The organism is Micromonospora sp. NPDC051227 (genome assembly GCF_044455385.1).
In the GTDB taxonomy this organism is placed as follows: Bacteria; Actinomycetota; Actinomycetes; order Mycobacteriales; family Micromonosporaceae; genus Micromonospora.
This window is the reverse complement of sequence record NZ_JBITET010000002.1, coordinates 65510-92081: the sequence shown is the minus strand read 5'-3', so window position 1 is coordinate 92081 and position 26572 is coordinate 65510. Positions and strand designations below refer to the sequence as shown.

24 protein-coding genes, 3 tRNA genes and 2 pseudogenes are annotated in these 26572 nt (G+C 68.8%); 13 read left to right on the top strand and 16 right to left on the bottom strand.

Annotated elements, in window-relative coordinates; all coding sequences use genetic code 11:
- The first annotated feature begins 95 nt into the window (after positions 1 to 95).
- Positions 96 to 1139 carry a hypothetical protein gene (locus tag ACIA47_RS04610; protein WP_396706366.1) on the top strand — a complete coding sequence of 348 codons (1044 nt, stop codon included), beginning with the start codon at positions 96 to 98 and terminating at the stop codon, positions 1137 to 1139.
- A gap of 95 nt (positions 1140 to 1234) precedes the next feature.
- Here the strand turns inward: ACIA47_RS04610 and ACIA47_RS04605 are convergent, their stop codons facing one another.
- Positions 1235 to 2518 carry a glycosyltransferase 87 family protein gene (locus tag ACIA47_RS04605; protein WP_396705494.1) on the bottom strand — a complete coding sequence of 428 codons (1284 nt, stop codon included), beginning with the start codon at positions 2516 to 2518 and terminating at the stop codon, positions 1235 to 1237.
- A 72-nt stretch (positions 2519 to 2590) separates the two neighbouring features.
- Between ACIA47_RS04605 and orn the strand changes: the two genes are divergently transcribed.
- Together orn and ACIA47_RS04595 are read left to right on the top strand one after the other, a co-directional pair.
- Positions 2591 to 3181, top strand: coding sequence for an oligoribonuclease (gene orn, locus ACIA47_RS04600; RefSeq protein WP_203117944.1), 591 nt, complete (start codon positions 2591 to 2593; stop codon positions 3179 to 3181).
- 112 nt (positions 3182 to 3293) lie between these two features.
- Positions 3294 to 3369 (top strand) — tRNA-His (locus ACIA47_RS04595).
- 110 nt (positions 3370 to 3479) lie between these two features.
- On the opposite strand, the gene ACIA47_RS04590 is transcribed toward ACIA47_RS04595, so the two are convergent.
- Both ACIA47_RS04590 and ACIA47_RS04585 read right to left on the bottom strand, forming a co-directional pair.
- A complete protein-coding gene (locus ACIA47_RS04590) occupies positions 3480 to 4772 on the bottom strand; it encodes an Ig-like domain-containing protein (protein ID WP_396705492.1) in 1293 nt (430 codons plus the stop codon).
- A 248-nt stretch (positions 4773 to 5020) separates the two neighbouring features.
- Entirely contained in the window at positions 5021 to 6283 is a 1263-nt protein-coding gene (locus tag ACIA47_RS04585) for an Ig-like domain-containing protein (RefSeq protein ID WP_203117946.1), read from the bottom strand.
- Positions 6284 to 6470: 187 nt separating this feature from the next.
- Here ACIA47_RS04585 and ACIA47_RS04580 point away from each other — a divergent pair.
- Positions 6471 to 6546 (top strand) — tRNA-Lys (locus ACIA47_RS04580).
- 103 nt (positions 6547 to 6649) lie between these two features.
- On the opposite strand, the gene ACIA47_RS04575 is transcribed toward ACIA47_RS04580, so the two are convergent.
- The gene (locus ACIA47_RS04575; protein WP_396705489.1) at positions 6650 to 7120 is read right to left on the bottom strand and encodes a TspO/MBR family protein; all 471 of its coding nucleotides are present in this window, start codon (positions 7118 to 7120) and stop codon (positions 6650 to 6652) included.
- 109 nt (positions 7121 to 7229) lie between these two features.
- On the opposite strand from ACIA47_RS04575, the gene ACIA47_RS04570 reads away from it, so the two are divergent.
- From ACIA47_RS04570 to ACIA47_RS04560, 3 genes are all read left to right on the top strand, one after another.
- The gene (locus ACIA47_RS04570; protein WP_396705487.1) at positions 7230 to 7538 is read left to right on the top strand and encodes a hypothetical protein; all 309 of its coding nucleotides are present in this window, start codon (positions 7230 to 7232) and stop codon (positions 7536 to 7538) included.
- The gene (locus ACIA47_RS04565) at positions 7538 to 10198 is read left to right on the top strand and encodes a DUF4132 domain-containing protein (RefSeq protein ID WP_396705485.1); all 2661 of its coding nucleotides are present in this window, start codon (positions 7538 to 7540) and stop codon (positions 10196 to 10198) included. The genes ACIA47_RS04570 and ACIA47_RS04565 overlap by 1 nt, the downstream gene beginning before the upstream one ends.
- Positions 10199 to 10360: 162 nt before the next feature.
- A tRNA-Lys gene (locus tag ACIA47_RS04560) sits at positions 10361 to 10436 on the top strand.
- Between the two features lie 103 nt (positions 10437 to 10539).
- Here ACIA47_RS04560 and ACIA47_RS04555 read toward each other — a convergent pair.
- The 6 genes from ACIA47_RS04555 to ACIA47_RS04530 form a co-directional block, all read right to left on the bottom strand.
- On the bottom strand, positions 10540 to 10884 hold the full coding sequence (locus ACIA47_RS04555; RefSeq protein WP_396705483.1) for a YnfA family protein: 345 nt from the start codon (positions 10882 to 10884) through the stop codon (positions 10540 to 10542).
- A gap of 34 nt (positions 10885 to 10918) precedes the next feature.
- Positions 10919 to 11197, bottom strand: a complete 279-nt coding sequence (locus ACIA47_RS04550; protein WP_203117950.1) for a hypothetical protein — start codon at positions 11195 to 11197, stop codon at positions 10919 to 10921.
- A complete protein-coding gene (locus ACIA47_RS04545) occupies positions 11181 to 11627 on the bottom strand; it encodes a MerR family transcriptional regulator (RefSeq protein ID WP_396705481.1) in 447 nt (148 codons plus the stop codon). The genes ACIA47_RS04550 and ACIA47_RS04545 overlap by 17 nt, the downstream gene beginning before the upstream one ends.
- Complete coding sequence (locus tag ACIA47_RS04540) at positions 11624 to 11956, bottom strand: hypothetical protein (protein WP_396705479.1); 333 nt, start codon at positions 11954 to 11956, stop codon at positions 11624 to 11626. The genes ACIA47_RS04545 and ACIA47_RS04540 overlap by 4 nt, the downstream gene beginning before the upstream one ends.
- Before the next feature lie 153 nt (positions 11957 to 12109).
- Positions 12110 to 12580: a hypothetical protein gene (locus tag ACIA47_RS04535; protein ID WP_396705477.1), complete on the bottom strand. Its 471-nt coding sequence runs from the start codon at positions 12578 to 12580 to the stop codon at positions 12110 to 12112.
- Positions 12581 to 12622: 42 nt separating this feature from the next.
- Positions 12623 to 13225, bottom strand: coding sequence for a hypothetical protein (locus ACIA47_RS04530; protein WP_396705475.1), 603 nt, complete (start codon positions 13223 to 13225; stop codon positions 12623 to 12625).
- On the opposite strand from ACIA47_RS04530, the gene ACIA47_RS04525 reads away from it, so the two are divergent.
- From ACIA47_RS04525 to ACIA47_RS04515, 3 genes and pseudogenes are all read left to right on the top strand, one after another.
- Entirely contained in the window at positions 13212 to 13529 is a 318-nt protein-coding gene (locus ACIA47_RS04525; protein WP_396705473.1) for a DoxX family protein, read from the top strand. The genes ACIA47_RS04530 and ACIA47_RS04525 overlap by 14 nt on opposite strands.
- Positions 13530 to 13572: 43 nt before the next feature.
- Positions 13573 to 13671, top strand: a pseudogene (locus ACIA47_RS04520) (kinase); the annotation flags it as partial.
- 255 nt (positions 13672 to 13926) lie between these two features.
- The gene (locus ACIA47_RS04515; RefSeq protein ID WP_396705471.1) at positions 13927 to 16911 is read left to right on the top strand and encodes a glycoside hydrolase family 3 C-terminal domain-containing protein; all 2985 of its coding nucleotides are present in this window, start codon (positions 13927 to 13929) and stop codon (positions 16909 to 16911) included.
- Positions 16912 to 16964: 53 nt separating this feature from the next.
- Here ACIA47_RS04515 and ACIA47_RS04510 read toward each other — a convergent pair whose 3' ends face one another.
- The 3 genes from ACIA47_RS04510 to ACIA47_RS04500 are packed head-to-tail and all read right to left on the bottom strand — an operon-like array spanning position 16965 to position 20478.
- Positions 16965 to 19061: a CotH kinase family protein gene (locus tag ACIA47_RS04510; protein ID WP_396706364.1), complete on the bottom strand. Its 2097-nt coding sequence runs from the start codon at positions 19059 to 19061 to the stop codon at positions 16965 to 16967.
- Positions 19058 to 19879, bottom strand: a complete 822-nt coding sequence (locus ACIA47_RS04505) for a polyphosphate polymerase domain-containing protein (RefSeq protein WP_203122247.1) — start codon at positions 19877 to 19879, stop codon at positions 19058 to 19060. The genes ACIA47_RS04510 and ACIA47_RS04505 overlap by 4 nt, the downstream gene beginning before the upstream one ends.
- Complete coding sequence (locus tag ACIA47_RS04500) at positions 19876 to 20478, bottom strand: DUF4956 domain-containing protein (protein ID WP_091393400.1); 603 nt, start codon at positions 20476 to 20478, stop codon at positions 19876 to 19878. Before ACIA47_RS04500 ends, ACIA47_RS04505 begins: the two co-directional genes overlap by 4 nt.
- Positions 20479 to 21235: 757 nt before the next feature.
- Between ACIA47_RS04500 and ACIA47_RS04495 the strand changes: the two genes are divergently transcribed.
- Entirely contained in the window at positions 21236 to 23911 is a 2676-nt protein-coding gene (locus ACIA47_RS04495; RefSeq protein WP_396705468.1) for an RICIN domain-containing protein, read from the top strand.
- Between the two features lie 128 nt (positions 23912 to 24039).
- On the opposite strand, the gene ACIA47_RS04490 is transcribed toward ACIA47_RS04495, so the two are convergent.
- Positions 24040 to 24351, bottom strand: a complete 312-nt coding sequence (locus ACIA47_RS04490; protein ID WP_396705466.1) for an amphi-Trp domain-containing protein — start codon at positions 24349 to 24351, stop codon at positions 24040 to 24042.
- 144 nt (positions 24352 to 24495) lie between these two features.
- Here ACIA47_RS04490 and ACIA47_RS04485 point away from each other — a divergent pair, with 144 nt between their 5' ends.
- A complete protein-coding gene (locus tag ACIA47_RS04485; protein WP_203122254.1) occupies positions 24496 to 24792 on the top strand; it encodes a DUF6582 domain-containing protein in 297 nt (98 codons plus the stop codon).
- A 102-nt stretch (positions 24793 to 24894) separates the two neighbouring features.
- On the opposite strand, the gene ACIA47_RS04480 is transcribed toward ACIA47_RS04485, so the two are convergent.
- Positions 24895 to 25320 (bottom strand): VOC family protein, encoded by a 426-nt coding sequence (locus tag ACIA47_RS04480; RefSeq protein WP_203122256.1) that lies wholly within the window; start codon positions 25318 to 25320, stop codon positions 24895 to 24897.
- A 165-nt stretch (positions 25321 to 25485) separates the two neighbouring features.
- Between ACIA47_RS04480 and ACIA47_RS04475 the strand changes: the two are divergent.
- A pseudogene (locus tag ACIA47_RS04475) lies at positions 25486 to 25662 on the top strand (trehalase-like domain-containing protein); the annotation flags it as partial.
- Positions 25663 to 25670: 8 nt separating this feature from the next.
- Here the strand turns inward: ACIA47_RS04475 and ACIA47_RS04470 are convergent.
- Positions 25671 to 26486 (bottom strand): DUF72 domain-containing protein, encoded by an 816-nt coding sequence (locus ACIA47_RS04470; RefSeq protein WP_396706362.1) that lies wholly within the window; start codon positions 26484 to 26486, stop codon positions 25671 to 25673.
- Positions 26487 to 26572: the final 86 nt, after the last annotated feature.

Below are 26572 nucleotides of genomic sequence, written 5' to 3'. Positions count from 1 at the left end.
GAGCCGATGCCGACGGTGCCGTGGATATCCCCTGATCAGACGGCGTACGTCGGTAAGGTCGGCCGGGTATCTGGCTACGGAGGGGGACGGTGCGGATGCGGTTCGTGCGGATGATCGCCGGAGTGCTGCTGTTGGTCGTGGGAATTCCGGCGCTGTTCGCCGGTGGCGGGCTGTGGCTGGTGATCCGACACGCCGACCCCGGCGGGTCCTTCACCGCCCGTTTTGAAACGGTCCGCACGCCCGGTCACGCGATCGTCGTCACCGACCTCGACCGGTTGCTACGCCAGGAGGCGCCCTTCGCGCGTACCGCGCAGACCCGACTGCGCCTGGACGCCCGCACCACGGGCGGGCCGGCCTTCGTCGGATTGGCGCCCACCGCCGAGGTGCGTGGCTGGCTGGAGGCGGTGCCGCACGCCACGGTCCGCCGGGTGGCGCTGGCCCGCGGTCCGCTGCCGGTCCGGCTCGATCCGGCCGGGCCGGCCGCCGACACCCCGGGTGCCGCGACGGCCGACGGGCCGGTCACACCGCTGGGCCGGCCCTTCTGGGTACGCGAGGGAATCGGCTCGCTGGAGTGGAGCGCGGACGACCTCGCCGGCGAACCCATGAGCCTGGTGGTGATGCGCCCCGACGGCGAGGCCGACCTGGCACTGGACCTGCGCGCGGAGTTGCGGGCCGGGTGGACCGGCCCGGCCACCTGGGGTCTGCTGACCGTCGGTGTGCTGCTGGTGGTGTGCGCGGCGCTGCTCCTGCTGCGGCCGCTACGGCCACGCGAGGTGATCTTCGTGGTCGAGCCGGATCAGGTGCCGGTGCTCGCCGGTCGGCTCGGGGTCACCTCGCTGAGTGGCCTGGGCCTCCGGCAACCCGATCCGACCTCGCCGTTGCCGGCACGACAACTCGCCCCGGTCGGCTCCGGAGCCCCGGGACCCGCCCGGTCGGCGATCGGCGCGGCCCGCGCGGCCACCCTCGCCGACCTGGACGAACCGGTCCGGCTGCCCCGCCCGCCGGAGGTGACGCTGAGTCTCGCCTGGCCCCCGGCCGACGTGGACGAGCCCACGGCCCGGCCGGTGACGGCCGCACCGGGTGACGACCCGGCCCGTGGGGCCCTGTCGGGTGACGACCCGGCCCGTGGCGGTGGGTGAGACGGCGAGTGGCCCTCCGCGCTGCCGACGCGGAGGGCCACTCTCACCGGGGGATCGGTGCTACCCGAGCGACGCTTGAGGTAGATGAGGACAGGTTAGCGCCGAACATGGTTACTCGGGAGGTCTGTCCAATTGGTGCGATTTTCCGCACCGAGCCCCGAGCGCACCGGCAACGCCACCAGCAGCAGCAGGCCGAGCAGCACGTAGGTGTTCTGCACGATGAAGTCCACCGGGTCGTGAGTGCGGACCGGTCCCGCGCCCCAGGCCTGGAACGTCACCACGCCGTAGATGGTCACGGCGGTGATGCCCAGCGCGAGCCCGGCCAGCCACCGACGTCGGCGTGCCTCGTCGGGGCGGTTGGCGCTCAACGCCGCGTCGGCGAGCAGCACCACCGCCGGCACGAACCAGTAGATGTGGTGGGTCCAGGTGATCGGGCTCGCCAGGGAACCGACCAACCCGGTCAACGTCAGGCCCGTCAACGGGTCACCGGCCCGCGCCGCGCGGGCGGCCCGCCACAGCCCGTAGCCGGCGACCGCGGCGACCAGCAGCAGCCAGAGCAGCCGGTCCGGCTTCTCCGGCTCGGTGAACCGGCTGAGCAGGCCGAACAGCGACTGGTTGCCGACGATGTCCGTGCGTCCCACCCGCTCGGTGGTCCACAGCTCGTGCGTCCAGAACCGCCACGAGTCACGTGGGGCGATCGCCGCCGCGAGCAGAGTCGCCGCCGCCGCGGTCGCGCTCGCCACCGCCGCGGCCCGCCACCGCCGGGTGGCCAGCAGGTACACGATGAAGATGCCGGGAAAGAGCTTGAGCGCCGTCGCCAGCCCCACGCCCACCCCGGCCCAGCGTCGCGCCTGCGGTACCGCGAACAGCAGGTCGGCCAGGATCAGCACGACCAGCAGCATGTTGATCTGGCCGAAGGTGATCGTCTCGCGGATGCTCTCCACCGCCAGCACCAGCAGGACGGCGGCGATCAGGGTGAACGTTCGGGGCAGGTTGTGTCGGGCGATCACCGGCGTCACCAGCCACCGGGTGGTCAGCACCACGGCCAGCACGGTCAGCGCCGTGAAGATCGCCACGGTCGCGCCGAGCCGCAGCAGACCGAACGGCCACAGCAGCAACGCGCTGAATGGTGGGTAGGTGAAGTACAACTCGCCCTGCACCCGGTCGGGCTGGACGTAGTCGTAGAGCGGGTGGCCGACGCGCCACCAGTCCATCGCGGACATGTAGATCTTGAGATCGAAGAAGTTGTGCACGAGGCCGGGCAGGTACAGCGCTGGCAGCACAGCGCCGAGGGCCACCACCGCGACCAGACGACGGACCGTACGGCCGCCGGGATCGTCTTCGGTGACGGCGGGCGGTGCGACGGGTTCTGCTGGCACCCCGAAACCCTAGCGGTCCAGTCCGCCGAGAGCGCGCAGCCGCAGCGCGTGGGCTGCGCGTAGGCTGTCCCGGTGGCTGATCTCCTCGTCTGGATCGACTGTGAGATGACTGGGTTGGACCTCGGCAGAGACAAACTGATCGAGGTTGCGGCACTGGTCACCGATCCCGACCTCAACGTGCTGGGTGACGGTGTCGACGTGGTCATCCACGCCGACGAGGCGGCACTGGAGGGGATGCCGGAGATCGTCCAGACGATGCACGCCAAGTCCGGCCTCACCGAAGAGGTGCGCCGTTCGGTGGTCACCCTCGCCGAAGCCGAAGACCTGGTCCTGGAGTACGTCCGCACCTTCGTCAAGGATCCGCGTACGGCTCCGCTCTGCGGCAACTCGATCGCCACCGACCGGGGCTTCATAGCCCGGGACATGCCCCGCCTCGACGCGCACCTGCACTACCGCATGATCGACGTGTCGTCGATCAAGGAACTCTGCCGCCGCTGGTATCCCCGGGTGTACTTCGGTCAGCCGCAGAAGGGTCTCGCGCACCGGGCGCTGGCCGACATCCGGGAGAGCATCCGGGAGTTGGAGTACTACCGGCGCACCGTCTTCGTTCCGCTGCCCGGCCCGGATGTCGAGACCGCCAAGGCCATCGCCGCCGAACTCTGAACGCGCCGGCTCGTCCCGGGGAGCAGGGAACCCGCTGGACGAGGTGCGTCGCGGTGTGGCTATTATTGGTCCGCACCCCGCCCGGAGCGATCGACCGGGCGACGGCGGCATGGTGGCTGTAGCTCAGTTGGCAGAGCACCGGGTTGTGGTCCCGGTTGTCGTGGGTTCAATTCCCATCAGTCACCCCACTGGTTTGACTGCTCAGGCCCCCTCCTCGGAGGGGGCCTGAGTCGTTGTGGGGGCGAAACAGGGGAGCACGCGAAAGCCCCCTCCGAGGAGGGGGCTTTCGTCGGCTGGCTCAGGCGGTCGGCGTGGGGGACGGGGTGACCGTCCCGCCCGGCGTCGGGGTGGTGGCGTCCGGGTCGGCCGGAGGCTCGTACGGAAGGGCGCTGCCCTTGACGTACTCGTCCCAGCTCATGTTCCAGTCGGTCCAGCCGTTGCCGTTCTGCAGCTTGCGCTCGGTGCCCTTGACCGTGATCGGGTCGCCGATCTGGGTGTTCTTGAAGAGCCAGTCGCCGTTGGCCATCGACACGTTCACGCAACCGTGTGACACGTTCACGCTGCCCTGCTGGCCCTCGGACCAGGGTGCCGCGTGGATGAACTCGCCGCCCCAGGTGAGGCGCTGGGCGAAGTCAATCTTGGTGCGGTAGCCCTCCTCCGGGCCCAGCTCTTCGAACGTGTCGAAGACAGTCTTGCGCAGCTTCTCGATCACGACCATGGTGCCGCTGGACGACGGGGTGCTCTTCTTACCCAGGCTGACCGGGATGGTCTTGATCACAGAGCCGTTGCGGGTCACCGTCATCCGCTTGGTCTTGTTGTCCACCGTCATGATCACCGACGCGCCGATCTTGACGTCCACCGAGAGGTCGGCGCGGCCGTACCAACCCGCGCCCATCGGCAGGCCACCCGCCTGCACCCGGTAGGACACCTTGCTGTCGGGCTTCCAGAACTCCTTCGGCCGGTACCGGATCTCGGTGGGGCTGACCCAGTGCCAGATCCCCTCCTGCGCCGGGGTCGACGTGACTGTCATCCGGCGCTGCACGTCGTCGCGGTAGTCCTCCGGGATGGCCCGGCTGAACTTCACGATCAGCGGCATGCCCACCCCGACCACCTGGTTGTCACCGAGGAAGCTGCTCACCCGAACCTGATTGCCGGGCTTGGCCATTGTGGTGAAGGTGCTCGTCGCGGTGGCGGGACGTCCGTCGTCGCCCTTGGCGGTCACGGTGGCCGTGTAGCTCGTGCCGTAGGCCAGCGCGCCGGTCGGCAGCCACGACTTGCCGTCCTTGGCGAGCGCGCCCTCGACCGCCTTGCCGGCGGCGTCCTTCAGCTCGACCGCGGTCTCCACGGCATCCTTCGTGGTGAAGGTGATGCCGGTGGACGCCGGCACGTCCTTGGCGTCAGCCGCCGGCTCACTGATCGTCGCCGCGGCCTTCGGTGCCGGGTTCTCACCGCCGCCGTGCCACGAGGACGGCTTGCCGCCGTCGCCGTCGGTGCAGGCCGAGGTGAAGGCCAGCGCCACGGCGAGAAGCCCTGCCGCGAACACGCGGCGTCGCCCACCGGGCCTGATCAGCTGGTCCTGGCTAGCTCGCATGAATTCCCTCACAGTTGTGGTCGCTGCCCCATCGTCTCTTACTGACGCGCCAGAGCCGGCCCCGGTTGCCGAGGGTGAACCGAAACACGCCATCAATAGTGCCCGAATCCTGCTACTATCCGGCGTTTCGTGAGTCTGGTTCGTCTCCGTACCCGGAGTGCGGGGGTCGCCGCGCTGTCATCGAGTGGCGGGAGTGCAAGGGTACGCCGACCCGGCCAACGGCCGGGCCGGCGCAACAGGTCGACGGTTCAGACCGCCGGGCCGGCCCCACCACTGGGCACCGGCAACGCGCTGCCCTTGATGAACTCCGACCAGCTCACGCTCCACGCCGTCCAACCGTTACCGGCGGCGATCCTGCGCTCGGTGCCCTTGATCGTGATCGGGTCACCGATCCGGGTCTTGTCGAACAACCACCTGGCGTTCGCCATCGACACGTTCACGCATCCGTGCGAGACGTTCTGCCGCCCCTGCACGTGCTCCGACCAGGGCGCGGCGTGGATGTACTCGCCACCCCAGGTGAGCCGCTGGGCGAACTGGATGTCGGTCACGTAGCGGTTGGCCGGATCCGGGTCGTCGCGGGTGTCGAAGACCGTGGCTTCCTTCTTCTCCATCACCACCATCGTGCCGCTCGACGACGGTGTGCTCTTCTTGCCCAGGCTCACCGGAATGGTGCGCACCGGCGCGCCGTTCTCGTACACCGTCATCTTCTTGTTGGCGTTGTCGACCTTCATCTCGAACGACCGGCCGATCTTGGCGGTGGCCTTGCGGTCGACGTCGCCGTACCTGCCGTTGCTCAGCGGCACCCCCGCCAGGGCGATCCGCACGGTGATGGTGGTGCCCGGCTTCCAGTACTCCGGGGCCCGGTAGTAGGCCTGCGTGCCATTGCTGACCCAGTGCCACGCGCCCGGCTGCGGCGGGTCGGTCCGGACGAACATCCGCTTCTGCACCGCCGCCCGGTCCTTCTTCGGGATGCCCGGGTGGAACTCGGTGACCACCGGCATGGCCACCCCGTAACTCTTGTCGTCGAAGAGGTACAGGCCCGAACCGATTGTCGACTTCGGCTTGGCCATCGTGGTGAAGCTGCTGGTGCCCTGGCTGCTCGTGCCGTCCGACGCGCTCGCCGTCACGGTGGCCGTGTAGCGGGTGCCCCACTTCAGCGGAGCGGACGGCACCCAGGCCGAGCCATCGGTGCGCAGCTTGCCCTCGATCGAGCCACCGCCGTCCGCCGTCAGGGTGACGGCGGACACCTTCCCGCCGTCCGGGAGTTTCGCGCTGATCTCCGTGCTCACCGGCCGGTTCTTCGTGCCGTTGGCCGGGCTCAGCGTGAGCGGCGGCCCGCTCGGAGTGCTTGGCGTCGAAGGTGCGGCTGAGCCGGGGGTGGCGCTCACGTCCGAGGACGCCCCGCCAACGAATTCCGGCTTCTTCTCGCCGCCGCCGCATCCGGTCAGTGCCAGCGACGCCGCCAGAGTCAGGGCGCCCACCACCGCCCCGGCTCGCGTGAACCGTGCCATGCCCACCTCTGTTCTCGCGTACCTGGCGGACATCGTGCCGCATCACCACCGCAACCCACGCCCCGACCTTGGCGGCGGTGGTCGGTTTGGGGCTTTTTGCCGGCAAAGCTCGACCGAAGGGGGGACCCGGGTAACCGAATTGGAGCGCGCCTTCCGGGGGTGCTAATGTTCTCTCCGTTGCCGACGAGCGCCGCTAGCTCAACTGGCAGAGCAGCGGACTCTTAATCCGCGGGTTCGGGGTTCGAGTCCCTGGCGGCGCACCAACGATCAAGGTCCTGACCTGGTGGTTAACACCGGGTCGGGGCCTTTTTTGTGTCTTCAGTACGGTAACTGGCGGACACCCGCGGTAGGAGATGATCTTCCGGCTCAACGGTTGGTGTTGAGGCGGACGATGGTGCCGTTGAGAGCGGTCGCGAAGAGCGTCCACGCGGCGTACGGGGCCAGTGCGACGGCCGCGACGCGGTCGGCCCGTGAGGCTCGACGGAGCAGCACGAGGTTGGAGGCGTTGAGCGCGGCGATTTCGGCCAGCGCGATGGTGGGTCTCTGGGCCTTGAAGAACAGCGCGCTCCAACCGAAGTTGAGGGCCAGGTTGAGCCCGTAGGCGCGGGTGAACGCGGCGTGATCGGTTCCGTTGGTGCGGTCCAGCACGCGGGCGCCGGCCACCGCGATCAGGGCGTACAGCGGCGTCCATGCCAGCGGGAACGCCACGGGCGGGGGTTGCCAGGTCGGCTTGCGTAGGCGTTGGTACCAGCGTGAGGAGGCGTCGGTGACCGTCGCCCCGGCGGCGGCTGTCACGGTGACCGCTGCCGCGGTCTTGGCCAGGGTTGGTAGTCGCATGCCGTTCGGCTACCCGGCCTGCGACGGATCAATCGCGCCCCGTTCACCGGTCGGCGGGCGGTGGAACGAGAGCGAAGCGCTGTCGCAGTGCTCAGTTAGCCTCTGCGCCATGCCGATGATCACGATCGCCGATGAGGTGCCCGGAGCACCGACCGGTTCTGAGTGGACGATGGACATCTTCGAGGAGGAGGTACGCCTCGGTGAGCTGATTCGACGGCGGGTCTTTCTGGAGGTCGCGGAGTCCGGGGGGCAGGTCGATCCGGAGGAGCGGACCCGGGCGACTCTCGAGGCGTTCGGCCGCAACGGTTTCGTCGTGCTGGTCGACGACCGGCAGGTGACGGCCCTGGACGACAAGGTCCACCTGCACGCGGGGTCCCGGATCACGTTCCTCAAGCTCGTTCCGCTGGTGGGTGGCTGATGGACACGTACGACCCGGAGCAGGCGCTGCACGACGTGATCACCACCGTCAGGGGGTGGTGCGAGCGGGGCGGTGACACCCTCAACGAGATCGACCGGCGGGACTTCGTGGATCGGGTGGCCATGGTGTGTGGCTGGGCCCCGGACGGCACCGGGCCGGCGCTGCTCGCCGCGCTCAACGACCCGAGCGGCCCGTACGAGCTGGCTTCGCCGCAGATCGAGCTGTTGCCGGAGGCTACGCGGCGGGCTGAGTTGCTCGCTGTGGCCGTGGCGGACCTGGCCGGCGGCGACGCGGATCACGACCGCCGTGCCGCCGCGGCGATGACGGCTGTCGAAAATTTGCCGAGGCGTCCGTACAGCAATGAAACTCCATGGGATCGCGCCCGCCGCGAGATGTGGACCCGGGCCGAGCAACTCCTGGCCGGGCAACCGGTGCAGGTCCGGCAGCGGGTGTTCGACGCGCTGACGGTGCCCGGGCAGGACAGCGACGGGCGGGTCACGCTGGTCCGTGTCCTGCTCTCCGGCGGCGGGCTCGACGGTGCCGCCTGGCTGGGCCGGCTGGGCGGCCAGACCTGGCTGGGATTCGGGGGCTGGAGCGGGCGGCTCAAGCGCTTCACCTGGGAGTCCCTCCAGGCGGAGGACCGTGCGGGGCGTTCACACCCGGCGGCGCTGGCCGCTTGGCGCCGGACGCGCGTCGAGCACAACGTGCGCGACCTGGGCGACGAGGCCGAGACGATGTGGCCGATCCCCAACGTCGGAGAACAGTGGGCCGACCGCGCCATCGCGGACATCGAGGCGATGCCGCCGGAGCGTCGATCCGCGTGGCACGCACTGCTCGCCCACTGCCCACTCGGCGCGGACAAGGCCAAGCCGACGGCCGGCTGGCAGAAGAGTGCCCGACTCCTACTCGACGCGGTCGGCGGCGACGAGTTCGCCGCCCGGCTCGATGACTGGCTCCCGCTGGTGGGTCAGGCGCGCAGCCTGCCACTGAGGATGACCACGTGTTGTAACGACCACATCGCAGATGTCCCACCGCGGATGCTCGACCGCTACAACGTCGGCCTGCTGTGGGGCCTGATCTGGCTGCGGGTGATGGTGCCGCCGTCGGAGGAGACCCTGCGTAGCCTCGGCCAGATCGCGGAACGCGCCGCCCGCAAGATTCCCGGCCACGGTCCGGCGAGCCCGAAACTGGCGAATGTCGCGGTCGCGGCGCTCGTCGACACCGATCATCCCGCCGCCCTCGCGCAACTGGCGCGGCTGGCGTCGCGGCTGACCTACAAGAGCACGCTGCGCATCGTCGAAAAGGGCCTGACCAAGCACGCCGAGGCGCTCGGCATCGGCCGGGAGGACGTCGAGGAGATGGCACTGCCCGGCTTCGGGCTGCCGCTCGCGGACAAGCTGGGTGACAGCTCGTACGAGGTCGAGGTGCGCGGGGTCGATGCCGTAGTGGTGTGGCGCAACGCCGACGGCAAGGTGGTCAAGGCTCCTCCGGCGCAGGTGCGCAAGGACCACAGCGAGGAGTTGAAGGAGCTGAAGGCCACAGTCGCGGACGTCGGTGCCACGCTGATCGGGACCCGTGACCGCCTTGAGGGGCTGCTGCGGCGCAACCGTGCCTGGACCGTCGAGCAGTGGCGGGAGCGGTTCCTGGACCACCCGCTGGCCCGGACCCTGGCCCGACGGCTGATCTGGACCGTCGACGGCGTCGCCTGCTGCTGGGGCGGCGACGCCCTGCGGACCGTGGACGGCACGGTGTTCGAGCCCGCCGGCGACGCCACGGTACGGCTGTGGCACCCGGTCGACGATCCGGCGGCGGTCCCGGCGTGGCGGGACTTCCTGGCCCGGCACACGATCACCCAGCCGTTCAAGCAGGCGCACCGCGAGCAGTACCTGCTGACCGACGCGGAGCGTGCCACCGGCACGTACTCCAACCGGTTCGCGGCGCACATCGTGCGCCAGCACCGTCTCAACGCGCTGCTGTCCCGGCGCGGCTGGTCGCACGTTCGACACCGCAACGACGGCGCGAGCTACCAGGACCCCTGGCTGGCCCTTCCGGACTGGGAACTGCGCCCCGTGCTGCACATCGCCGGCATCGAAGATCAGGGCGACGACCTGATGTTCGACACGATGGGGACCGACCAACTGGTGTTCCTCCGAGGGGAACGCACGCCGGTGCCGCTGGAGGAGATTCCGGCGGTCGTGCTGAGCGAGGTGATGCGCGACGTCGACCTGTTCGTGGCCGCGGCCGGGGTGGGCAACGACCCGAACTGGTACGACGGCGGTCCCCACGGCCGGTACCGCGACTACTGGTCACAGAGCAGCTTCGGCGACCTCACCCCGACCGCCAGGACTCGCCGGGAGGTGCTGGCCGAGCTGATTCCCCGGCTGGCGATCGCCAACCGGTGCACGTTCACCGACCGGTTCCTCGAAGTACGGGGTGACCTGCACACGTACCGCATCCACTGCGGCTCGGGCAACATCCTGATCGCCCCGGACGACCGGTACCTGTGCATCATTCCCGACTCGGCGAAGGCGAAGGAGCCGGAGATGTTCCTGCCGTTCGAGGGCGACAGCCGGCTCGGCGAAATCATCAGCAAGGCGTTGTTGTTGGCCGCCGACAAGAAGATCAAGGATCCGGTGATCCTGCACCAGTTGGCACTGTGACGACGTGCTGCTGGTTGTCGGTGACCGTTGCCTCGCCAGTGGGGTCCCTGCTGCCGCGGCTGCCGGACGAGAGGTCTCGCAGGGTGCGGGTCGAACTCCGTCGACCCGCACCGCTACGGCGCGTCCCGGGACCGTGCTAACGTCTCGTCCCGTTGCCGACGAGCGCCGCTAGCTCAACTGGCAGAGCAGCGGACTCTTAATCCGCGGGTTCGGGGTTCGAGTCCCTGGCGGCGCACCAACGATCAAGGCCTTGACCTGGTGGTTCCAGTGAGGATCAGCTTCCCGAACTGACCCGGATGGCCGTCAACGCCCTGAGCCTCAGGCCACCGTCTTCGTGGCGATCAGGAGCCGCCTGCCGAACGCGGCGCGTACATGATCAAGGCGACGCCGATCAGGCAGATGCCGGCGCCGATGACGTCCCACCGGTCGGGCCGGAACTTGTCGACGATCACGCCCCAGGCGAGGGATCCGGCGACGAACACGCCGCCGTAGGCGGCGAGGATGCGCCCGAAGTTCGGGTCGGGCTGGAAGGTGGCGACGAATCCGTACGTGCCGAGGGCGATGACTCCGGCGGCGATCCACCACAGGCCGCGGTGCTCGCGCCAGCCCTGCCAGATCAGCCACGCCCCGCCGATCTCGAACAGGGCGGCGACGGTGAACAGCAGGATCGAGCGGACGACGGTCATCCGTGGACCGTACCGATGCGCCCGCGGCCCTCGATCATGCCGGTGACCTGGTCGAGCATCCGCAGCCGCTCCCGCCGGCGCAGCTGCCGCGGTGAGAGCGGCGGATCGCCCACCACCAGGCACCGCTGGCGAGGGCGGCGAGAGTCACCGTGATGCCGGGCAGCCATGCGCCGGCGGCGGCCCAGCCGGCTCCGGACAGCACGCCGGCGGTCAGCAGCAGCGGGATGGCGCAGCACGCCGCGCAGGCCAGTCCGGCTAGGCCGGTCAGGCTGGTGGGGAGCGTGGGGCGGGCGCGGTCAGCGAGGGTCGGCATCGCAGGAACCTCCTGGAGCGATGGTGGCGAAGGGGATAGGGCAGCAAGGCTGGCCGGCGCACTCGACGAGGTCGTCGCAGCCGGCTTCCACTGCGGCGCGCAGTGTGCCGGCGATGACCTGAAGGTCGGTGATCTTCGCCTCGACCTCGGCGAGCTTTGCCTGGGCGCGGACCCGCAGGCCGGCGTCGGGGTGGCGACCGTGACGGTGCTGCCCCGCGTCGAGCAGGTCGGCCACCTCGTCGAGGCTGAACCCGAGCCGCTGCGCCGCCTTGATCACTCTCAGCACGGTGACCGCTTCGGCGGGGTAGAGGCGGTGCCCGCCCAGGGTTCGGTCTGGTTCGGCGAGCAGTCCGCGGCGTTCGTAATAGCGCAGCGTCTGCGGGTTCACCCCGGCCGCGGCGGCGACCTGGCCGCTGCGCAATCCGCTCATGTCGTCATCCCGGCGGCGGCTCGCAGGGCGAGCGCGTCCAGGACATCGACGTGCGCGGCCGGCACTTGCACGTCGAGGTGCAGCGTGCCGGTGTCAGCGGCGATGGTGAACGAGAAGAACGAGCAGCAGGCGCTTTCCCGGCCGGTCAGGTCCCGGGCGGCCGCCTCGGCGGTCGGGTCGAGACGCCACAGCAGTTCGGTGGGGGACAGCCGCTGCTGCGCCACCAGAGCGGTGGCGAACAGGTCGTCGAATTCGGCCAGCCGCAGCGGTCGTTGCCCGCTCGGCAAGGTGCACGACTCGGGCACCCAGGTCTGGGAGTCAGTGGTCATACCCACGACGGTAAGTCTGTACCGAAGTACCGGATGCAAGCCCAACGTTCCGCAAGCTTGCCGACCGGTCACCACAGTTCAGGGCCACCGATGCCGGGGGGATCAGGCGCGTCGTGCAGTAGCGCGACGCGGCAGGTGCCGCCAGCGCCAGAGCTAGCGGGGGGCCCTGTCACCGGTGGGTCGCGGGTGCCGGAACGCGCTCAGCAGTGCGGTGACGAGAGCAGCCACCAGCAGGATGCGCACCACGTTGAACAGCACCGTGTCGCCGGTGGAGTGGGGCGGGAAGATGTCCTTGGCGAGCCAGCCGACGCCGATCCCCAGCCCCAGGCAGACGTGCATCGTGGCCCGCAGGCGCGGGAGGGGCTGGGGGCGGCCGAAGATCCGGGGCACCGTCGTGCCGCCACGGCTCCGACCGATCAGCACAGCGGCGAACGCCAGGTTGGCTGCTGCGGCGATGACGGCAAGGACCAGGTCCACGGAGTCCATGGCGCCAGAGGCTATCGCACCGATGCCCACGGTGAGGATCAGCGGAATGCCGGCGCCCAGAGGCACCGGCACCGCTTGTGTCAGTTGGCGTGAGTCAGGCCGGGTGGTGATGCGCAACCCGGTCAGGGTGTCGTTCATCCATGGCACCCGCTCGCGGTGCAGACCGGCGGTCATCTGGCATTACCGATCTTGGCGTCGGTCGGCATGTTCACCGGAATCTGGTACCGCCCGAACAGGTTCGCGGACAACACGTCGTCCGAGTCGAGGGCGTTGGGCAGACCCAACCGGGTGTACGCCTGGAGCAGCCGCGCCGCCGTGTTCACCCTGCTCGGGCGTCGTCTGGCTGTTGCAGCTGAAGAACTCGCAGTAGACCTGGTAGAACTGCTCGTCCGGCCAGGTGTGGTCGGCGGTGCGGGGGTTCTGCCAGGCCGCGGATGAGTTCAGCCGGAACCGGCTGTGCATCTGCAACCGCAGTTTGCCGTAGTGGCGGATCACTCCGCTCCCGTTGCCCGTCGTCCGGGTGTGGACCCAGCTCGGCGTGTAGCAGTGGCCGACCTCGGGCAACTCCCGTACGCCCGCCGGTGGCTCGTCGAGGCGTGGGGTGTACGCGTACTGGAGTGCCCGCACCATGTTCGACATCAGGTCGTAGCGAACGTTGCTGGGCCGGTCGATCTGCCTGCTGCTCTCGCAGGAGGGCATCGTCGCCTCGTCGGCCTTCGCCGGCGCCGGGGCGAGCGGCTTGTCGGTCTCCCAGAACAGGTCGTAGTTCTTGGGCGTCTTCACCGGCGTCGCCGCCGTCACCTACCTGATCGGCCACGACTACCCGAAGGCGCAGGCGGACATGAAGCGTGTGCCGCGCTCGTGGGTGCCGCGGTTGGGCTTGGCGCTGGCCGCAGGCTCGTTGGGGCTGCTGGCCGGCTTCGCCGTACCGCTGCTGGGCACTCTCGCCGCCGCCGGGCTGGTGCTGTACTTCATCGGCGCGCTCATCGCGCACCTGCGCGTCGGCTCCCGGCAGCTGGTGGGATGGGCCGTAGCCTTCGTCACCGTGGTGGCCGCACTGACCGTGAATGTGCTCTACCACTGGTGAACTGTCAGCTCCGACGCGAGGGGGCGCCGTGGGCGTCCGCGTCGCACCAGCATTGATCGGGCAGACCGTCCGGTTCGCGCTCGACCACGGCTACCACGTGGTTCTGGAGGAAATCCTGAAGCCCAGCTCGTCGCGCGGCCTCAGCAACAGGTCGACGATGGCGGTGCCGGTCTGACTGTCGAGGTTGCCGGCGGGGGCCAGTAGGCAAGCGGTATTGCCGAGTCATTGTCGTCCATCTATAGTTCGCGGACCACAACAATCATGGCCGTGGTGACGCGGCCGAATCGTCGAAGCGCTTCGACGATTCGTCGTTCAGGCCCGTCAGCCGGGTGTCGAGCCTGGTCACGTCGGTCTGGGCGCCCGCTGGGCGTCTGTCGTACGACATGAGGAGAACCGCATGCGGAACTGGCGCCTTCGGCGCGGAATCACCGTGCTCGCGCTTGCCCTGCTAGCCCTACCGGCCGTTCCCGGCACCGCGCTCGCCGAACCCACCTACCCGTTCCGAGATCCCCACCTACCCGTGAACGTCCGGGTCGACGACCTGCTCGGCCGCCTCACCCAGGACGAGAAGATCTCCTGGCTGCACCAGTACCAGCCGGCCATTCCCCGGCTGGGCATCGGCCTGTTCAAGACCGGCACCGAGGCGCTGCACGGGGTTGCCTGGTCCACCGACATCGACAACAACGGCGCGGTGGTCAAGGCTCGCGGCACCGCCTTCCCCCAGCCGGTGGGCATGGCCAGCACCTGGAACACCGACCTGATCCGGCAGGTCGGTTCGGCCGTCGGCGACGAGGCGCGCGGCTACCACGCGCAGAACCCCCGGGTCTGGGGGCTCAACCTCTGGGCGCCGGTGGTCAACCTGCTGCGCGACCCCCGGTGGGGCCGCAACGAGGAGGGCTACTCCGAGGACCCGCTGCTCACCGGGGCCATCTCGACCGCGTACGGGTCGGGAATGACCGGCGGTGACCCGAACCACCTGAAGAGCGCACCGACCCTCAAGCACTACCTGGCCTACAACAACGAGGTCCGGCGGGACGTGACCTCCTCGAACGTGCCGCCTCGGGTGCTCAACGAGTACGACCGCGCCGCCTTCAAACCGGCCATCGCCGCCGACGCGGCGACCGGGATGATGGCCGCGTACAACCTGGTCAACGGGCGTCCGGCCACCGTGGACCCGGACCTGGCCACTGTTGTCCGCGGCTGGACCGACCAGACCCTGATGAACGTCACGGACGCCTGGGCGCCGAACAACCTGGTCGCCTCCCAGCAGTACTACCCCACCCAGGCCGAGGCGAACGCGGCGATCATCAAGGCCGGACTCAGCAGCTTCATCACCGACGACACGAACGCGCAGCCCACCATCACCGCTATCAAACACGCCCTCGCCACCGGCCTGCTCACCGAGGCGGACATCGACGCCCGCATCCGCGAGATTCTGACCGTCCGGTTCCGGCTGGGTGAGTTCGACCCGGGCGGCGGCCGGTACGGCGGCATCACCCCGGACGTCATCAACAGCCCCGAACACCAGCGACTGGCCCGGCAGGCCGCCGGCGAGGCGATGGTGCTGCTGAAGAACGAGCGGCAGGCGCTACCGCTGAACCCGGCCCGGACCCGCAAGGTGGCGGTGCTCGGCCCGCTGGCCGACACCCTCTACTCCGACTGGTACGGCGGCGACCTGCCGTACCAGGTGACGGCGCTCGGCGGCATCCGCGAACGGCTGGGCAGCTCGGCCAGTGTGAGCGGGCTCGACGGGGCGGACCGGATCGCGCTGAAGGACGTGTCGACCGGCCGGTATGTCTCGGCCACCGGCACCACCGACGCCAACCCGGTCCTCGGGACCGGCGCCACCCCGGCGCTCGTCGCCCAGTTCGACGTTGTCGACTGGGGGCAGGATGTGGTGACGCTGCGCAACGCCGCCAACGGCCGCTACCTCGGCTACAACTGGGGGCCGTTCGTCACCCGCGACGAACAACCGAACGGCTGGTACGTCCAGCAGCAGTTCAAGCTGGAGCCGCAGGCCGACGGCACAGTGGTGCTGCGCTACGCCGGCTATGAGACCAAGGAGAGCTGGTTCGGCGCCGACACGTACGTGACCATCGGCGACGACGGAGCCCTCAAGCTCGGCGCATCGACCCCGGCCGCCGCGACCCACTTCAGTCGCGAGGTGATCAGCAGCGGAATCGACAGGGCCGTGGCAGCAGCCAAGGCCGCCGACACCGCCGTGCTGGTGGTCGGCAGCAACCCGTTCATCAACGGCCGCGAGGCGCACGACCGGACCTCCACGGCGCTGAGTGCCGGCCAGGAGGCGCTGGTCAAGGCCGTGGCCACTGCCAACCCGCGGACCGTGCTCGTGCTCCAGACCAGCTACCCGGTCACCATCCGATGGGAGCAGGAGCACGTACCGGCCATCGTCTGGACCACCCACGCGGGAGCGGAGACCGGTCACGCCGTCGCCGACGTCCTCTTCGGCGACCGCAACCCGTCCGGCCGGCTCACCCAGACCTGGTACCGCTCGGACTCGCAACTACCGCCAGACCTGCTGGAGTACGACATCATCTCGTCCCGGCAGACCTATCTGTACAGCCGCGCGAAGCCGCTCTACCCGTTCGGCCACGGGTTGTCGTACACCCGCTTCCGTTACGGCCAACTGCGTGCCGGTGCGCAGTCGGTAGCCGCCGACGGCACCATCACGGCCAGCGTCGACGTGACGAACGTCGGCAGCCGGGCCGGGACCGAGGTCGTTCAGCTCTACACCCACCAGCGCACCTCGCGGGACACCACCCCGATCCGCCAGCTCAAGGCGTTCCAACAGGTGAAACTCGCGCCCGGGCAGACCCGTACGGTGACCCTGCGCCTGCCCGCCGCCGACCTGGCGCACTGGGACGTCACCCGCAGCAAGTGGGTGGTCGAGTCGTCAGTCCACGACCTGATGGTCGGGGCGTCCGTCGAGGACATCCGGGCCCGCGCCGCCGTCCGCGTCCGCGGGGAGACCATCCCGGCCCGCGACCTGTCCCGGCCCACCAGGGCGGAGAACTTCGACAGGTACGCGGGGGTCCGGCTCGTTGACGAGACGAAACCCAGCGGTACGGCTGTCGGTGCCACCGCCGCCGGTCAATGGATCTCCTTTGACGGTTCCGCGCTGCGTGCCGGCGCGCGCACCTTCACCGCGAAGGTCGCCAAGGCCGGTGCGGGCGCCGGCACGATCCAGATCCGGATGGGGTCGCCCACCGGCCGGCTGCTCGGCACGGCCACGGTGCCCAGCACCGGCGACGACTACCGCTACGTCAGCACCAGCACCGAGTTGACCCGGGCCGTCGGCACCCACGACGTGTACCTGGTGTTCGACTCCCCGCTGCGGCTGGCGGAGTTCTCCATCAGGTGACCGAGGCCCGGGGCCGGGTCGATCGTCGACCCGGCCCCGGGCCCGTTGGCTGGTCAACTCGCCGTGCAGGTCAACGTCGGTGTGCTGGGCGTGCCGGTGGACGAGCCGAGGAATCCGAACGCGGTGCTGGCGCCGGCACCGAGTGCCCCGTTGTAGGCGACGTTGCGGGCGGTGACCGCCGAGCCCTGGCTCGTGACTGTCGCGTTCCAGGCCTGGGCGATGCTCTGGCCACCGGCGAAGGTCCACGTCACGGTCCAGTTGGTGATCGCCGAGGTTCCCGCGGTGACCCGTACCTCGCCCTGGAAGCCGCCGGTCCACTGGCTGGTCACCGCGTACGTCGCGGTGCAGCCGGCCGCCGGCGGCGGGGTGGTGGGCGGGGGTGTGGTGGGTGGTGGGGTGGTGGGTGGTGGTGTGGTGACGGACCCGCCCCAGCCGGCGGTGGAATCCAGCCAGGCGGCGCGTCGCAGCATCCAGTCCCGCATGACCTGGACCTGCCCCTGCCAGGTGGGCGAGGTTGGAGTGCGGAAGAAGCTGACGGTCGGCGACGTCAGGTTGGGCCAGCGTTGGAAGTTGCGCTGGGCCGCGTTGGTCAGCGGGGTCGCGAGAGCGTTGATCCGGGTCTGGAGCGCGGCGTCGGAGAGCAGGCCCCGTCGCAGCGTCTGCCAGCGCGCTCGGGCCTGGTTGACGAACGCGGGGTCGCGCAGCAACTGGGCGAACCAGTCGTTGGCCGACGGTTGCCGGGTCTGCTGGTGCTGCCAGCCCGACACCTGGTCGTTGGCGAAGAATCCACCGACGCCGAAGCTGAGGTCGAAGTCCCACAGCGGACCCGCGAAGATCTTGCTGTCCCGGTCCTTGTAGAAGTGCGAGCTGCGGACGTAGGCGTCCATCTCCCGGCTCAGCTCGTTGACGATCATGAGGTCGATGAACGAGTCGACGTCGATGTACTTGCGGTATCCGGTGGTCGGGTCGGCGAAGTTCGACGAGTGCAGCACGTCGTTGAACTCCTGGAGGTGACCGCGCAGCCAGTCCCGTTGCTGCGGTTGCAGGGGCGACGGGTCGGCGACCTCAAGGTAGTTCCAACAGGTGGCCGCCGGCCCGGTGCACGGCAACGTGGGCTCCTCGGCCGCCATCCACTCGAACTTCCAGATGTACCCGCCCTGGATCTTCGGCAGTGTCACATCGTCGGAGTCCAACTGCTTGAGGTCGAGGCGGTCCTTGGAGTTCTTGATCGTCTCCATGAACATGTAGACGCCCATGTAGTCGCCGGCACCCACCGGACCGGCGTCCGTGTTGAGGTAGAACTCGGCGAACCTGTAGCGCGGAGCCGGCAGCCCCATCTCGCGTCCGAGGTCGTAGACGAGCGCCTCACGGATCAGCGCCTTGTCGGGGAACGGACCGCGCAACACCCAGTCGGAGTCGGCGGGCATGCCCAGCACCGGGTGGTCGGCGTCGTCGTTCTCGTTGTCCCAGAACTCGACGCGGAACGGCGTCTTCTCGAATGTCGCCGACGAGTTGCCGCGCAGCCGGAATCCCGCTCGGGTGCTGAGCGTCGGGGCGGCCGCCAACGATGTGGTGCCGCCGCCCGTCGGTTCGAAGATCATTGTGGTGGCGTCGAAGTACTCACGGTCTGGCCGGCCGGCACCGTACGAGTCGATCAGTACCACCGGCAGGTCGTGTGCGGTGGTGACGTTCTGGGCGGCGTACATGGCGGTCCCGGGCGCACCCGTCGGCGTCTGGCCGACGAACGCCTGTGCCCGCAACTGGGTGGTGCGGGTGAAGCGCAGCGCCGAGCCCGAATAGAGCGGCGACTGGGCGGTGGGCGGCTGCCCGTTGGTGGTGTAGCGGATCTGGGCACCGCTGACCGTGCTGCTCAGCGTCACCGCCACCTCCCCCTGGAAGGTGCCGCTGGGCACCGAGAAGGTGATGTCGCCGACCAGGTCGTCTGCCGCGGCCGGTGCGACGGCGGCATCGGCGGCCGGGGTGCCGGCGAGGAGTTCGGTGACCGGTTGGGCGGCCTGGGCGGCGGCGACGGGTTCGGCGCCGGCCGGTGGCGAAGACACCACGAGGAGGCCTGCGACGAACACGGCGGTGGCGGCGATCCCGGCGGCACGAAGGGCCGCTACCGGAAGACCGGTGTTGCGGGTGGTCATGCGCACGATGCCTCCTGTTCTGATCGGGTGGGAACGGGCAACTCCAGGAGCGCCGAGGACGGGTCGGCGCGGAAATGGCGGCGTAGCGTCCGTCGCCACGGCACATCTGGAAGGTCCAGGCGGAGAGCCGCGAGACCGGTGGCGTACTTCGAGATGCGTACGGGCCGGGTCCCGCGCTGCCACAGCGCACGGTCGACCAGCGAAGGGGCCGAGCTGGTCTTGGTCTCGACCACGGCGATGCCGGGCAGTCGCAGGGTTTGGTCGTCGTCCTGCCAGGTGAGCCCGGTGTCGATGGTGACCCGGCTCGCGGTTGCGGGCAGCAGCAGAGTGGAGCGACGGTAGCTGGTGACCAGCACCGGCTCCAGCGGGCTGCCGGTTAGGTTGGACAGGATCGACTCCCGGTCGAGCACATCGTTGACGAACCCGCGCCCGGACCGGACGGTGCGGCGGTCCTCGGCGAGATACGGCAGTCGGTGTTTGGTGACCCGTCCGCGTGCGCCGCTGATCTTCACTTCCAGCCAGCACTGCGCGGAGTCGAGGTAGGTCCGGGTCCGTACCTTGAAGCGCCTGCGCCGCCGGTACGCGGCGCAGTGGTAGCTGGCCAGGCAGGGCGTGTCGAAGTACACGGACTCGTACCGGAAGCTGCGCTCACCATCGATGTCCAGCACCCGGGCGTACGGGGTGAGCTGGTCCAGCAGATGCGGCAACTCGTCCACCGTGATGACGTACTTGCGGTCCACCCTGCACTGCAGCGCTGCCCGGTCAATCACCTCGGCGAGTGCGATCGGCGCCAGCGTCGCCAGCGGTGGCGCGCTCATCGGAGCGCTCCAGCCCGTACCGACTTGCTGGTGCCGGCCGCCGCGCTGCGCCGGGCGACCGAATATCGGACGTCGACCACTGTGGTCTCGTTGACCATGTCGAGCCGCTGGACGATGGCGTTGTGCACCCGGGCGTTGAGAAGTTGCTCCAGCTGGGCGACGAGAGCGACGTGATCGGTGACGGCGGAGTCGAGCACCATGATCTGGTGCCGGTAGTGCCGGAGCAGCCTTCGGTGATCGCCGACGAACATCACCGCGACGATGAGTGCCATCAGGCCTCCGCTGAGCCAGACCGAGGTGGTGCTGAGTGCGCCGAGAATCCCCAGTGCGAGAGCGGAGAAGTAGTACGCGACCTCGTGCTGATCGAGCTCCGTCGACCGGAGTCGGATGATGGAGAGCACTCCGAACAGCGCCAGCCCGAGCCCGAGCCCGGCCCCGACGTCACTGGCGCTCAGCGCGCTCGCCACCGCGAGGACGCCGACGTTGACCCCCAGATAGGCGACGACCAGGTCGCGCCGGCGGTGCCGGGGGAAGTAGAGCCCGAAGACGAGCAGCGCCACCGCGCAGATGTCGATCGCGAACAGGACGAGCTGCGACATCGCTGGGGTTCCTCCTGGTTCACGCCGGAGCGGACCGACGCCAGGCCGCCGTCGCTGCGTGGCGACCTGCGGAAGGTGGCCGGACCTCCGGGCTACTTTTCGGTAAACTTTCGGTATTTTGCTGGTGACTGTAAGCAGAACATTAACGCAAGTCAATGTGTGATCCGTGCGCACATACGGGTCGCTGGGCCGGCTGGCGAGGGTGCGGTGCGCCTGACGTGGGCAGGCCCGGGGTGCCACCTCGGCTCGTGAGGCAGCCGAAAATTTCGGAGTCTTTCGGGCGTCACGGCGTCTCGATGGTGTCCCGACGAACCGCGCGGGCGAACCGCCTGGCGGAGGTCGCGCGGGGGGATCGCGTGGGGCTTTGTGGCGGGAGCTGTTCGAGAGGACCGGCTGTCGGTGATGTCGTAGACGATTCAGCTCCAAACGGACCTCGACGGCGGAGCCCGTGTCGTCGCTGCGGATTCGTCGGACGACGTCGGCGGGGGTGAGAGGCCAGCATGGTTGATCTGCCCGATCCGGGGGCATTTCTGTATAGACGCCCTCCAATTGCCGGTTGCATTGGTCAGACGTGTGACCTACGCTCCCAGTAAGAATTTCGGGGCGGTTAACAAAGAGTGCGGTCGGGGCGACGGAAGTCCCCGCCGGCCCTTAGTGGCGTCGCTGTTTCTTACTCGTCGCTCGATACGCACTTTGGGCACCACATCGACGACCAGTGAGAGGAACAGACGTGAAGTCAGCCATATCCACCGCTCGAATGTCAGTGTTGGCGGTGGCGGCGCTTGTCGCCGCCACACTGCCGGCAGTGCTGACAAACCAACTACCGGCCTCGGCCGCAGTCCAGGCGACCTACTATGTCGCCCCGGACGGTAACGACGCCAACCCGGGCAGCCTGCAGTCGCCATTCCGGACTTTGCAACGTGCCCGGGACGTCGTTCGTACGGTGAACACGAACATGACCGGCGACGTGAACGTCTATCTCCGTGGCGGAACCTATCCGGTGAGCAGCACTGTCGAATTCGGGCCGAGCGACTCCGGCACCAACGGATTCCGGGTCAGCTACGCGGCCTACCCCGATGAGAAGCCAGTCCTCGACGGCGGCGTCCAGGTGACCGGGTGGAGCCAGCACAGCGGCAACATCTGGAAGGCGCCGCTCGACCGCGCCAACAAGCTGCGGGCGCTCTACGTCAATGACAAGCGCGCGTACATGGCGTCGAAGACGATCAGCTCGGCGGGCTGTTACGGGACGTACAACATCACGGCCAACCAGGCCTCGTGGGCCTGGGAGTCGGGGTCGCAGTGCGACGGCGCCAAGTACAGCCTGAACGACTTCCCCGCCGTCCCGCGCAACCAGGACGACATCGAGATCGAGACGGGTACGACCTGGACCACTGCCATCGTGGGGGTTCGCCAGGTGACCACGAGTTCCGACGGCGCGAACCGGGTCGCCCTCTTCCAGCAACCTGGCGCCGCCATCGCGCAGGGCGCGTTCAACGGCAACGCCCAGGTCGGCGGCACCCACAAACTCATGAACGCGTACGAGTTCCTGGACGCGCCCGGTGAGTTCTATTTCGACAAGGGCACCAAGACGGTCTACTACTACAAGGCCAGCGCCGAGAACATGTCGACCGCGACGGTCTACGCGCCGAACAACGTCACCACAGTGCTCCGGGTCGCCGGCACCTCGACGACCAGCCATGCCCGCAACATCACCTTCTCCGGTCTGACGGTGCGGCACTCGGACTGGAACCTGTTCAACGTCGCCGGTTCGTCCTTCAAGCAGGCGCAGCAGGGCAATCTCGGAGCGCAGGTGTACGCGAAGGGCAACTTCCACGTCTACTACTACCGCAACGTGGATGTCACCCCCGGCATCATCCAGATCCAGAACGCCGACGGCCTCCTGCTGCAACGCAACCGGATCGAGCACACCGGCGCCGACGGAATCAACATGGTCAACGACGTGCAGGGCACCCAGTTGATCGGGAACACCACCAACGACATCGCCGGGTCCGCCATCACCGTCGGCCATCCCCAGCACGTCTACATCGGGGACGGCACGTCGACCAACCGGGAGAAGTACTCCGCGTCGGTCGAGGGGCTGCCGAAGAACATCGACATCAAGAACAACTACCTCTACGACAGCGCGGTCCTGTTCAACGGGCACAGCCCCATCTCGGCGTACTTCGCCGACACCCTCAGCATCCAGCGCAACCGGATCGAGAAGGCCCCGTGGTCGGGCATCACGCTCGGCTGGGGCTGGTGGAACTTCGACGGGTCGTCGGGCTCGATCGTGCCGAACCGACCGACCACGACGGCGAGAAACAACACCATCAGCTACAACCACATCATCGACACGGTGCAGCGTCTGAGCGACACGGCTCCCATCTACACGCTCGGCAGCCAGCCCGGAACCACCATCACCAACAATTATCTCCAGGGCGTCCCGTCAGGGCACAAGTACGGACTGCACCCGGACGAGGGATCGGCGTTCATCACGTTCCGCGACAACGTGCTGAGTATCGACAAGAACGTCACCTGGATGATCAACTCAGACGACTTCGGGCGGAAGCACGATCTGAGCATCACGCAGATCTACGGCCCGATCAACAAGGTCTCGAACAAGAACCTGCCGAACAGCACCGTCAACGACATCCTCGTCTCCTCCGACTATGTCTGGCCGGCGGCGGCCTATGGCATCGCCGCGAATTCCGGCCTTGAGGACGCGTACCGGGACATCATTCCGGCGAGCAATTTCTCCGCACCGAACTATGTGCTGCCGGCCAGCACCTTCGTCGCCAGTGCCACCGCGTCGATCCCGATCCGGAGCATCGGCGACGCCACCAAGTCGGTCTGGTTGGCTCCGTCCGGCACGACCACCTTCACCGCCGGGGCGACGATGACCAGGGCCGCCGGCACCGCCACGTCCATCGCCGTGCCGGCCACCCAGGGCGAGTACCGGCTCTACGTCGTCGACGCACAGGGCAACCGGTCGGCCGAGTCGACCTCGATCGTCCGGCAGCAGCAGGGCGGTGGCAGCGGTACGGGCAACGGGCAACTCGTGGGTGGTCAGTCCGGTCGCTGTGTCGAGGTGCCCAACTCGTCGACCACCAACGGCACTCAGACGCAACTCTGGGACTGCTCCACCGGCACCAACCAGCGGTGGACCCAGACCGCCAGCAAGCAGCTGACCGTGTACGGCAACAAGTGCCTGGACGCCTCCGGGGCCGGCACGGCCAACGGCACCGCGGTCATCATCTGGGACTGCCACGGCGGGCTCAACCAGCAGTGGAATGTCAACACCAACGGCACCATCACGAACGCCCAGTCCGGGCTCTGCCTCGACGCCAATGGCGCCGCCACCGCCAACGGCACCAAAGTCATCCTCTGGTCCTGCAACGGCGGCACGAACCAGCAGTGGACGCTGCGTAGCTGACCGATCGGACTCCGGGGCCAGGCCGACACGGGCCTGGCCCCGGCTACGTCTGACAACCGTAGTTGCCGCAGGTGTGATGCCCCTGAACGCAGATCTTGGTGGTGCCCGGGTCAGCGCTGCCGGCGTCGCTAGCTGGCGGCCTCCGGCGTGGCCTCGGTCGCCTGGGCGGCCTCGTCGTCCTTTGAGGGCTCCCCCTCGTTCGCCACCTTGACGCGCGCGGGCTCGGTCCAGGAGAACTCGATCTCGACGGTCACCTCGGTCTCGCTCTCCCGTTCGATCTCCAGCTCGCAGCGCACCGTGTCCGCGACGGTCACCGCGCCCGCCGCGCCGTAGAAGAGCCGCCCATCGGACTCCAGCTGGTGGGCCAGCTGACGCAGCCAGGCTGCCAGGTCGGAGCGTGACACCGTACGGGCGTCCTCGTAGATATCCATGTCGGCCATGCTCGCACTCCACATAGGACGGTGTACGAAGGGCTTCATCGTCGCGCTGCCCTGCCGACATGATATGGATCTTGTCGGTGGCGGTGGTCCGGAAAATGTCGGCTTCGGAGGTGCCGTCGGACAGTGTGCGGGTAATGCTGGGCGATGACGTCGACCTGGAAGCCCCACGAGAAGCACGGCGGCCTGTCGGACAAGGACAAGCGTGAGCTGCCGGAGAGCGTCTTCGCGTTCCCTGAGAAACGCAAGGAACCGATGACCGATGCCGGCCACGTCCGCAACGCCATCGCCCGGTTCGACCAGGTGCAGGGCGTCACCGACAAGGACCGCGACCTGGCCTTCCAGAACATTCTCGCCGCCGCCAAGCACTACGGTGTCGACGTCGCCGAGACGAACTGGCGCCAACTCGGCAAACTCCCGCACACGCCGAACCCCGCCCACTGACCGGACACCCACACCAGTCGGCCCACTCGCCGGATAGGTTCGCCTTCGCCGGGTAAGCGGCGGATGCCCGCCACGCGGTCGGGAGAATCGAGCGCGTCCAGATCAGGGCGCCTTCAGCGCGGCGAGGACGTCGAGGTAGTGCGGGTTTTTCATGACGCCCAGCACATTGCCGAACGGGTCGACGACCGCCGCGGTGATGAACCCCTCGTCGCCGTGCGGAGTGATCGGCTGGTACTCCGTGGCACCCATCGTCAACAGCCGCTCCACGGTGGCGTCGAGATCGTCGACGCACCAGTGCATCACCACCCCGCCCGGTCCGGTCGCCGCGCCGGCTGGCGCGTACCTGCGGTCGATGATGCCCAGTTCGGCCTGGTAGTCCCCGATGCGAAACTCCGTGTAGGCCGGGCGTCCGTCGGGGCCGGGGCGCATGAAGTACGCCTCGACGCCGAGGAAGTCCGCGTACCACGCGGTGGCTGCCGTCACGTCGTCCGCCCAGATGTTCAGTGTGGCAAATCCTCGCAGGCTCATGAGGTGTCCTCTCGTCGATGTCGTTGGTGGTGACGCTATCGACGGTTGCGGAAGCTCTGCTTCCGCAATGAGCGGCGGGTCTCGACCGTGTCGGGCGGCGGACCGCATTTCTCGTCGGTTCCCGGGTAGTCGCCGCCATTGCCAGTACGAGTGGCGGGGGACAGCGTGGACAGCTACCCGGCAGTCGAGGACCACGGTCTGATCGGTGATCTACAGACCGCCGCCCTGATCAGCACGAACGGCACTGTCGACTGGTTCTGCGCGCCCCGCTTCGACTCGCCGAGCATCTTCGGCGCGCTGCTGGACCGCCGCAACGGCGGCCACTCGACCAGCAGCGCTGACCGTTCACGTCAGAACAGCGTCAACGGCTCGACCGGGATCGGCTCGGGCAACGCGTCGAGCCCGGGTACGCGTGCTCGTACCTCGTCGTGGAACCGGCGGGCGAGCGCCGGCGCGTCGGCGTTGTCCGGGGTGTGGATGAACATCGTCGGCGACCGTCCCTCGCGGAGCCAGGTGGCTGTCACGTCGACCCAGCGCTGCCACCCCCCGACAGTGCGCGTCGAGTCGTCGCGACCGAGGTAGCGGACGATCGGCCGGTCGGTCAGCGCGACGGACCGGAGCGGCACGCGGGGCTTCCTGGTCCAGGCGTCCCGCTCCGCGTCGCTGGTCGGCGGGCTCGCGAAGAAGGCGGTCGTGTCGAAGGGGATCCATTCAACGCGGGCGGCGGCGAGGGTCGCCCCGAGCAGCCGGGTCGCGCGGGGGTCGCTGAAGAACGCGGGATGGCGGACCTCCACCGCGTACCGGTGGGACTGCGGAAGCTGCTCCAGGAAACGGCCCAGGGCCGGGACGTCGGCGGGAGCGAACGAGCCGGGCAGTTGGATCCAGAGGGCGTGGGCGCGCGGGCCGAGCGGTTCGATGGTGTTCAGAAAGACGCGCAGCGGTTCGTCGACGTTGGTGAGCCGGCGTTCGTGCGTGATGACCTTGGGTAGTTTGAGGACGAACCGGAAGTCGGGATCCGTCTGGGCGGCCCACGAGGCCACGGTGTCCCGGGCGGGTGTCGCGTAGAACGTGGTGTTGCCCTCCACGGCGTCGCACCAACTGGCGTAGTGCCGCAGGCGCTCGGTGGGCGGCAGCCGGTGGCCCGGCCACGACCGGTGACTCCACATCGCGCACCCCACGTGCAGACGCATGACCGCCCTTCCCACCGGTGACCGCGCTCGACCGGAGCCCACCGTATACGGACCGCCGGACG